6 protein-coding genes and 1 pseudogene are annotated in these 7914 nt (G+C 65.9%); 5 read left to right on the top strand and 2 right to left on the bottom strand.

The genetic code is table 11. The annotated features are described in order from the left end of the window. Positions 1 to 877 (top strand): annotated as a pseudogene (locus WN73_RS44395) (NAD-dependent epimerase/dehydratase family protein); the annotation flags it as partial. On the opposite strand, the gene WN73_RS17285 reads toward WN73_RS44395, so the two are convergent. Both WN73_RS17285 and WN73_RS17280 read right to left on the bottom strand, forming a co-directional pair. Further along, positions 865 to 1860, bottom strand: a complete 996-nt coding sequence (locus tag WN73_RS17285; RefSeq protein ID WP_439711373.1) for an MraY family glycosyltransferase — start codon at positions 1858 to 1860, stop codon at positions 865 to 867. The pseudogene WN73_RS44395 and the gene WN73_RS17285 overlap by 13 nt on opposite strands. A 35-nt stretch (positions 1861 to 1895) precedes the next feature. After that, positions 1896 to 2855, bottom strand: a complete 960-nt coding sequence (locus tag WN73_RS17280) for a lysylphosphatidylglycerol synthase transmembrane domain-containing protein (protein WP_271553945.1) — start codon at positions 2853 to 2855, stop codon at positions 1896 to 1898. Between the two features lie 221 nt (positions 2856 to 3076). On the opposite strand from WN73_RS17280, the gene WN73_RS17275 reads away from it, so the two are divergent. The 4 genes from WN73_RS17275 to WN73_RS17260 all read left to right on the top strand — a co-directional run bounded on the left by WN73_RS17275 (position 3077) and on the right by WN73_RS17260 (position 7879). Continuing rightward, positions 3077 to 4066: an SDR family NAD(P)-dependent oxidoreductase gene (locus tag WN73_RS17275; RefSeq protein WP_271553944.1), complete on the top strand. Its 990-nt coding sequence runs from the start codon at positions 3077 to 3079 to the stop codon at positions 4064 to 4066. Between the two features lie 7 nt (positions 4067 to 4073). Further along, positions 4074 to 5486, top strand: a complete 1413-nt coding sequence (locus WN73_RS17270; RefSeq protein ID WP_271553943.1) for a mannose-1-phosphate guanylyltransferase/mannose-6-phosphate isomerase — start codon at positions 4074 to 4076, stop codon at positions 5484 to 5486. A gap of 185 nt (positions 5487 to 5671) precedes the next feature. After that, a complete protein-coding gene (locus WN73_RS17265) occupies positions 5672 to 6676 on the top strand; it encodes a Gfo/Idh/MocA family protein (RefSeq protein WP_028173222.1) in 1005 nt (334 codons plus the stop codon). A gap of 51 nt (positions 6677 to 6727) precedes the next feature. Continuing rightward, a complete protein-coding gene (locus WN73_RS17260; protein WP_039185625.1) occupies positions 6728 to 7879 on the top strand; it encodes a DegT/DnrJ/EryC1/StrS family aminotransferase in 1152 nt (383 codons plus the stop codon). Positions 7880 to 7914: the final 35 nt, after the last annotated feature.

Here is a 7914-nt window from a genome sequence, read left to right as displayed (position 1 = left end):
AACCGGTCGTGCTGGTCACGGGAGCGAGCGGCTTCGTCGGCGGTCATGTCGTGCCCGCCCTCGCACGTCAGGGATGGTCGGTCCGCCGCGCCGTGCGCAGACCGACCGGTGCCGACGACGAGGTCGTGATCGAAACGATCGGTCCGGAGACCGACTGGCAGGCCGCGCTCGAAGGGGTCGACGCGGTCGTCCATCTCGCCGCGCGCGTGCACCACAAGCACGAGGAGCACGCGGTCCAGCTCTACCGCAACGTCAACATCGCCGGCACGCTGCATCTGGCGCACTCGGCGGCGACGGCCGGCGTGCGCCAGTTCATCTTCGTCAGCACCGTTCTCGTGCACGGCCGCAGCAATGAGGGCCGCGCACCGTTCAGCGAGAAGGACATCCTGACGCCGCGCGGCCTCTACGGCATGTCCAAAGCCGCGGCCGAGGCGGGCTTGAGGACGCTGGCGCCAAGGGCAATTTCGCGCTGCTGACGCGCGCGGTGAGCCTCGGGCTGCCGCTGCCCTTTGCCGCGATCCACAATCACCGCGCCTTCCTGGCCGTGCAGAACCTGTCGTCGTTCATCCTGCGCCGGCTCGCCCATCCCGACCCCGCCAGCAATTTCGAGATCTTCCTGGTGGCGGACAAGGAGCAGGTCTCGACGCCCGAATTCATCGAGCGCCTGGCGAAAGCGTCCGGCAAGAGCCCGCGGCTGTTCGGCATGCCGCCGGACCTGCTCGGCACGCTCCTCACGATGATCGGCCGGCAGGATACGCACGACAACCTGATCGGTTCGCTCGAGCTCAACATCTCCAAGGCGATCGCAACCGGCTGGGAGCCGCAGGTCTCCCTCGACGAGGGTTTGCAGCTCGCGCTGTCGGCTCAGGACGCCTGAGGGCGGGAGAAGCGCCGCAGGACGAAGCCGACGGCGATTGCGCCTGCGAGCAGGCAGGCGATCGTGACCGTGATCGAACCGGCGCGCACGGTGAGGATCGCCAGCAGCGCCAGCACCAGATTGAGCGCGAACACCTCGCCGACCACCTGCGGGACCTTGAAGCCATGGTCGGTCGCGCGCTGGTAAAAGTGCGAGCGGTGCGCCGACCAGAATTGCTCGCGGCGGGCGATGCGGCGAAACAGCGTGATGGTGGCATCCGCGAGGTAATAGGCCGGCAGCAGCAGCGCCGCGGCCGGCTGCCCGTGCCAGGCGAGGTCCAGCAGGCACCAGCCGAGCAGAAGGCCGATCGGCAGGCTGCCGACGTCGCCCAGGAAGACTTTTGCGACCGGCTTGTTGAACGGTGCAAAGCCGAGCATGGCGCCGCACAGTGCCGTGGCGAGCAGGCCGGCGGACGGAGATAGGTCGCCATACCATCCGAGCAATCCGAGCGCGGCCGTTATTGGCACCACCTCCACCACCGTCATGAGGTCGAGCCCGTCCATGAAGTTGACGAGGTTCACGAACCAGACGCCGCCGATGAGAATGAGGATGCGTTCAAAAGCAAGCGGCAGGGCTGGAACGATCCGCAGCGCCTCGGGCGTCGTGAATACGACGGCGGCCACGGCTCCCGCCTGCAACAACAGACGCAGCGCGACCGGCAACGGCCTGATGTCATCGACAAGTCCGACCAGAGCGATCAGCACAGCGGAGCCGATCAGGGGCAGGGGAATCGAGCCGTGAGTCCAGGCTGCCCAGGTTGCGGCCACCAGCAGGGTGGCCGCGACAACCGCGATGCCCGCGCCTTGCGGAGTCGGAATCCTGTGTGACGAGCGTGCGTTCGGACGTGCCAACGCGTAACGTTGCAGCAGCGGCATGCTCCGCCAGGTGATGCAGGCGGAGATCAGCGCAGCCAGCACGGCTGGCGCAAGTGCGAGCAACACCAATCCCGCCGCAGGTCCCGGACCCGAGACGAACGTCGTCACTCCGGCACTCCGATCGGAGCCGACCCTTGTGCGGCCTTCTCCGCGCTGAGGATCCAGACCAGGCCGCCGATCGCGCCGACGATGAAATACACGGCGCCGAACAGCAGCGAGACGTTGACGCCCTCGCTGGCGGCAAGTCCCGCGAAGCCGAACGCCAGGCCCATCGTGGCTTCACGCAGGCCCCAGCCGGCGATCGAGATCGGCATCATCGTGATCAGCATCACCGGCGGCACGAGCAGGAAGACGTCGCTGAAGCGGACCGGAGCGGCGATCGACTGCACGACGCACCAGGCGACGACGGCGGCGAGCCCATGCACGGTCAGGGACAGGATCGCAACGATCGGCCCGCGCCTGCGGCTGAAGATCACGCGGTTCGCGATCACCGCGCAGGCGTGGATGTGATGGGTGGCCCACCACGTCTTCAGCCATTGCCATTTCAGCGCGCCGAAGACCAGGAAGCCGAGGCCGCCCGCGAGCGCCGCAAGATCGACGAGCAGCAATGCCGAGCGTCCATGCGGATCGGTGATGAGGGTATAGCTCCACGGCAGGCTCGCGACGATGAGGATCGCGAGCGCGACGAGGCCGATCGCGCGATCGACGAAGATGGAGTAAGTGGCCGCCCGCCAGCCGGCGCCGGCGCGCGCGACCAGCCACAGCCGGACCGCATCGCCGCCGATCGCGGACGGCAGGGTTTGGTTGAAGAAGGATCCGATCACGTTGTAGCGCATGGCCCGGCCGAGCTCGAGCGGCGCACCGCATTCGGCGCTGATCTGGCGCCAGCGCAGCACGCCGACGAAGATTTGCAGGAACGTGACGGCGATCGCGATGCCGATCCAGAACAGGCTGGTTACGGTGAAGCGCGACAAAAGTTCGGACAGATCGACCTTGCGCAGCGCCAGGTAGAGCAGCGCTGCGGAAATCAGGATCTTGGCCGTCGACAGCAGGATTCGGCGCATCTCGCCCGCATGAACAGGGTTTGCGAAGATTTGAGGCAACCCGACGCCAGGCGCCGAATTAGGCCGCTTTGGTATGGTCTTGGCGCCGATCTTGCAATAGCGGTTATCATGCGCGGTTATCGTGACCCGTCATGGCGGGCGGCGGGGCTATTGCGACCCCCTCGATGCGGCGGCTAAAGAAGCGCCGCAGGCGATCGAGCTAGGGATCCCTTGGGAACAGGATGATGGATCAGGCGATTTTGGTCACGGGTGCCGCCGGCTTCATCGGCTTTCACGTCGCCCGGCAGCTGCTCGCCGAAGGTCGGCCCGTGATCGGGCTCGACAATCTCAACAGCTATTACGACCCGGCGCTGAAGCAGGCGCGGCTCGAGCTGTTGCGCAGCGATTCCCGCTTCTCGTTCGTCAAGGCCGATCTGGCCGACCGCGAGACCATTGCGGCGTTGTTTGGAGAACACGGGTTTGCCAAGGTCGTGCATCTGGCCGCCCAGGCCGGCGTGCGCTACTCGATCGAGCATCCGCAGGCTTACGCCGATTCCAATCTCCAGGGCTTTCTCAACGTGCTGGAGGGCTGCCGCAACAACGGCTGTCGTCATCTGGTCTACGCCTCGTCATCCTCCGTTTACGGCGCCAACACAAAACTGCCATTTGCCGTGCAGGACCGGACCGATCATCCGGTGAGCTTCTACGCCGCGACCAAGAAGGCGAACGAAGTGATGGCGCAGTCCTACAGCCATCTCTACCGGCTGCCGGTCACGGCCTTGCGCTTCTTTACCATATACGGCCCGTGGGGACGGCCCGATATGGCCATGTTTCTGTTCGTGAACGCGATCATGGCGGGGACGCCGATCCGGCTCTTTAACCATGGCAGGATGCGACGCGACTTCACCTATATTGACGACGTAACCCGTGTCGTGTCCAAGCTGATCGATCGGGTGCCCGCCGATGACCCGGCTGCCGCAAATGCGCCGTCTAAGGTCTACAATGTCGGCAACCACCGCCCCGAGGAGCTGATGCATGTCGTCGGACTTCTGGAGCAGGAGCTGGGTCGGACGGCGATCAAAGAATTGCTGCCGATGCAGCCGGGAGACGTTTTGGAAACGTTCGCGGATGTCGAGGACCTGATGCGCGACACCGGCTTTGCACCGTCAACGCCGATCGAGCACGGGGTTCGTAATTTTGTCACCTGGTATCGGGACTACTTCAAGGTTTGAGATGACGATGGACAAACGCATTATCCCCCTGATCATGTGCGGCGGTGCCGGCACGCGGCTGTGGCCGGCCTCGCGCGAGGTGCGCCCCAAGCAGTTCCTGCCGCTGTTCGGTTCGCGCTCGACCTTCCAGGACACGCTGCTGCGCGTCTCGGACGCCTCGCTGTTCGATCGTCCGATCGTCATCACCAATGCGTCCTATCGCTTCATGGTGCTGGAGCAGCTCGCCGAGATCGGCATCGAGGCCGACGTGATCCTCGAGCCGATGCGCCGCGACTCCGGCCCTGCGATCGCCGCCGGCGCGGTGTTCGCGCAGAACCGCGTCAGTGAGGCGATCGTGCTCGCGCTCGCCGCCGACCACGTGGTGCAGGACAAGGCCGCCTTCGTCGCGGCCTGCCGCGAAGGCCTCACCGCCGCGAGCGCCGGGCGCATCGTCACCTTCGGCGTCAAGCCGGAGCGGCCGGCGACCGAATACGGCTATATCAGCCTGGGCGAGGTGATCTCCGGTGAGGTGCACGCAATCGCGCGCTTCGTCGAGAAGCCGGACGCGGTGAAGGCGGCCGACTACGTCAATTCGGGCTACCTGTGGAACAGCGGCAACTTCATGTTCCCGGCGACCGTCCTGCTCGACGAATACCGCAAGGTCGATGCGGCGAGCGTGGAGGCGGTCTCCAATGCGGTCACCAACGCCGGCCGCGATCTCGGCTTCGTGACGCTGGAGCCCGAGGCGTTCGGTTCGGCGAAGGCGATCTCGATCGACTACGCGGTGATGGAGAAGACCTCGCGCGCGGCCGTCGTGCCGGTGTCCTGCGGCTGGTCCGACGTCGGCTCCTGGCACGCGGTTTGGGAATTGTCGGAGAAGGACGCGCAGGGCAACGCCGCGCACGGCGCCGCCGTGTTCGAGGATTCGCGCAACTGCAACGTCACCACCGATTCCGCGCTGGTCGCGCTCGAAGGCGTCGACGATCTCGTCGTGGTCGCGACCGCCGATGCGGTCCTGGTCTCGCGCCAGAAGGATGCCAACGGCCTGAAGCGCCTGGTGACCAAGCTCAAGGCGGTCGCGCCGAAGGTCACCGAGGAGCATCTCAAGGTGCATCGGCCCTGGGGCAGCTACCAGTCGGTGGACAATGGCGAGCGTCACCAGGTCAAGCGCATCGTGGTCAAGCCCGGCGGGCGGCTGTCGCTGCAGAAGCACCATCACCGTGCCGAGCACTGGATCGTGGTTCGCGGCGCGGCGCGGGTCACCGTCAACGAGACCGTGAAGACGGTGCACGAGAACGAGTCGATCTACATCCCGATGGGCGCCGTGCACCGGATGGAGAATCCCGGTAAAATCATGCTGGAACTCATCGAGGTCCAGACCGGCAGCTATCTCGGGGAAGACGACATCATCCGGATTGAAGACGACTATCAAAGGTCGTAACCAGCAGGCTCCGAATCACGCGACCCGGGCCGAAAGAGCAGTATCTTTCAGCGGCTTAAGGCCCGGAGAACGTGTAACTTTTTGAATCAAATCGTGTCCGGGCCGGAAGCTCTGCATTCGCCACAAATGTGGCGCCCGTGCTAGAAGCGGCCCGGGGATTTGCGGTTGAATCGGGGTTTGCTCAGATGAGTTCCAAAGGGTCAGCACCTGCCAAAGCAGGCTTGCGCGTCGGTGTCGTCGGCGCGGGCGTGATGGGCAGCAACCATGCGCGCGTGCTCGCGGGTCTTCCCGGCGTCACCCTCGTCGGCGTGGTCGATCCCTCGCCGACGCACCTGACGCGCACCACCGAGCTTGCCAACTGCCAGGGCTTCGAGACGCTCGACCAGCTCCTGGCCGCCGGCGTCGATGCCGTCACCATCGCAGCGCCCACCCATCTGCATCACGAGGTCGCGCTCGCCTGCATCGCCAAGAACATCCACGTGCTGGTCGAGAAGCCGATCGCCTCCACGGTCGCCGAAGGCCGTGAGATCGTCGCCGCCGCGCAAAAGGCTGGCGTCACGCTGATGGTCGGCCATGTCGAGCGCTTCAATCCGGCGGTCGCCGCGGTCAAGCAGGCGATCGCGGGTGAGGACATCCTCTCGATCGCGATCACCCGCGTCGGTCCATTCCCGCCGCGCATGTCCAATGTCGGCGTCGTCATCGACCTCGCCGTGCACGACATCGACCTGATCCGCTGGTTCACCGAATCCGACATCGTTGAGGTGCAGCCGCAATTGTCGAGCGCGGTCGCCGAGCGCGAGGACATCGCGCTGCTCCAGTTCCGCACCGCCAACGGCGTGCTCGCCCACATCAACACCAACTGGCTGACGCCGTTCAAGGCACGCAGCGTCACGGTCGCGACCCGCGGCAAATACGTGATGGGCGATCTGTTGACGCGCCAGGTCACCGAGTGCTTCGGCTTCAAGCCCGACGGCAGCTACTCGATGCGGCATCTGCCTGTCGGCCATGACGAGCCGCTGCGCGCCGAGCTGATCGCGTTCCTCAAGGCCGTACGCCACGGCGAGACGCCGGCGGTCACGGGCGATGAGGGCGTTGCCAGCCTCGAGATCGCCACGCAGTGCCTGGAGACGCCGTCGCGTCCCGCCGCGACGTCGCCCGCCCGCAAGGGTCCGCGCCGCGTCGCCGGCTGATCTCCATCCATGTCGGCTTCCCAAACTTCGCAAGACAATCAGCAAGGCGCCATGAACCAGCATCTGCGGTCCGAACCCATTCCCTTCATCGACGTCGGCTCGCAGCGCCGCCGGCTCGGCGCCTCGCTCGATGCGGCCGTCAAGCGCGTGCTCGACCATTGCCAGTTCGTCAACGGCCCTGAGGTCGCCGAGCTCGAGAAGCAGCTCGCGGCCTATTGCGGCGCCAAGCACGTCATCGGCTGCGCCAGCGGCACCGACGCGATCCTGATGGTGATGATGGCGAAGAATGTCGGGCCCGGCGATGCCGTGCTGTGTCCGTCCTTCACCTTCATCGCGACCGCCTCGCCGGTGGCGCGGACCGGCGCGACGCCGGTCTATGTCGACGTGGACGAGGCGACCTTCAACATGAGCCCGGAATCGCTCAAGCGCGGCATCGCGTCCGCCCGCAAGGCCGGCCTCAAGCCGGCAGCGGTCATTCCGGTCGACCTGTTCGGCCAGCCCGCCGATCACGACGCCATCGCCGAGATCGCAAAGGCCGAAGGCCTGTTCGTGCTCGACGACGCCGCCCAGGGGTTTGGCGCGAGCTACAAGGGCCGCAAGCTCGGCACCCTGGCGCTTGCTACCGCCACCAGCTTCTTCCCGGCAAAACCGCTCGGCTGCTTTGGCGATGGCGGCGCGATCTTCACCGATGACGACGAACTCGCGGCGACGCTGCGCAGCATCCGCGTGCACGGGCAGGGCGTCGACAAATACGACAACGTCCGTCTTGGCCTCACCGGCCGGCTCGACACCATGCAGGCTGCGGTCCTGATCGAGAAGCTGAAGATTTTTGACGACGAGATCGCTGCCCGCAACCGGGTTGCCGAACGCTATGAGCGCGGGCTCAGCAACGTGGTCACCGTGCCGCGCCTTAGCCCCGGTAACACCTCGGTCTGGGCGCAGTACACCATCCGCCTGCCCGAGGGGACCGACCGTGACGGCTTTGCCGCGGCGCTGAAGGCCCAGGGCGTGCCGACCGCGATCTATTACGGCAAGTCGATGCATCAGCAGACCGCCTACAAGCAGTATCCGGTCGCCGAGGGCGGGTTGCCGGGTTGCGAGAGCCTGTCGCAGGACGTCATCAGCCTGCCGATGCACGCCTACCTGACCGAAGCCGATCAGGAGCGAATCATCGCCGCCGTGCGCGGGGCGATTGCGGGTTGATCTTGGTTCACCTCTCCCGCTCGCGGGAGAGGTCG

Origin of the sequence: Bradyrhizobium sp. CCBAU 45394, from assembly GCF_028128655.1 — a bacterium.
Lineage (GTDB): Bacteria > Pseudomonadota > Alphaproteobacteria > Rhizobiales > Xanthobacteraceae > Bradyrhizobium > Bradyrhizobium diazoefficiens.
Note: the sequence above shows the minus strand (reverse complement) of the source record. Positions and strands in the feature narration are given on the sequence as shown.

Coding starts and splice junctions, on each gene's coding strand:
- WN73_RS17265 (WP_028173222.1), top strand. CDS start 5,672: ATGAGTTCCAAAGGGTCAGCACCTGCCAAAGCAGGCTTGCGCGTCGGT.
- WN73_RS17275 (WP_271553944.1), top strand. CDS start 3,077: ATGATGGATCAGGCGATTTTGGTCACGGGTGCCGCCGGCTTCATCGGC.
- WN73_RS17270 (WP_271553943.1), top strand. CDS start 4,074: ATGGACAAACGCATTATCCCCCTGATCATGTGCGGCGGTGCCGGCACG.
- WN73_RS17260 (WP_039185625.1), top strand. CDS start 6,728: ATGAACCAGCATCTGCGGTCCGAACCCATTCCCTTCATCGACGTCGGC.
- WN73_RS17280 (WP_271553945.1), bottom strand. CDS start 2,855: ATGCGCCGAATCCTGCTGTCGACGGCCAAGATCCTGATTTCCGCAGCG.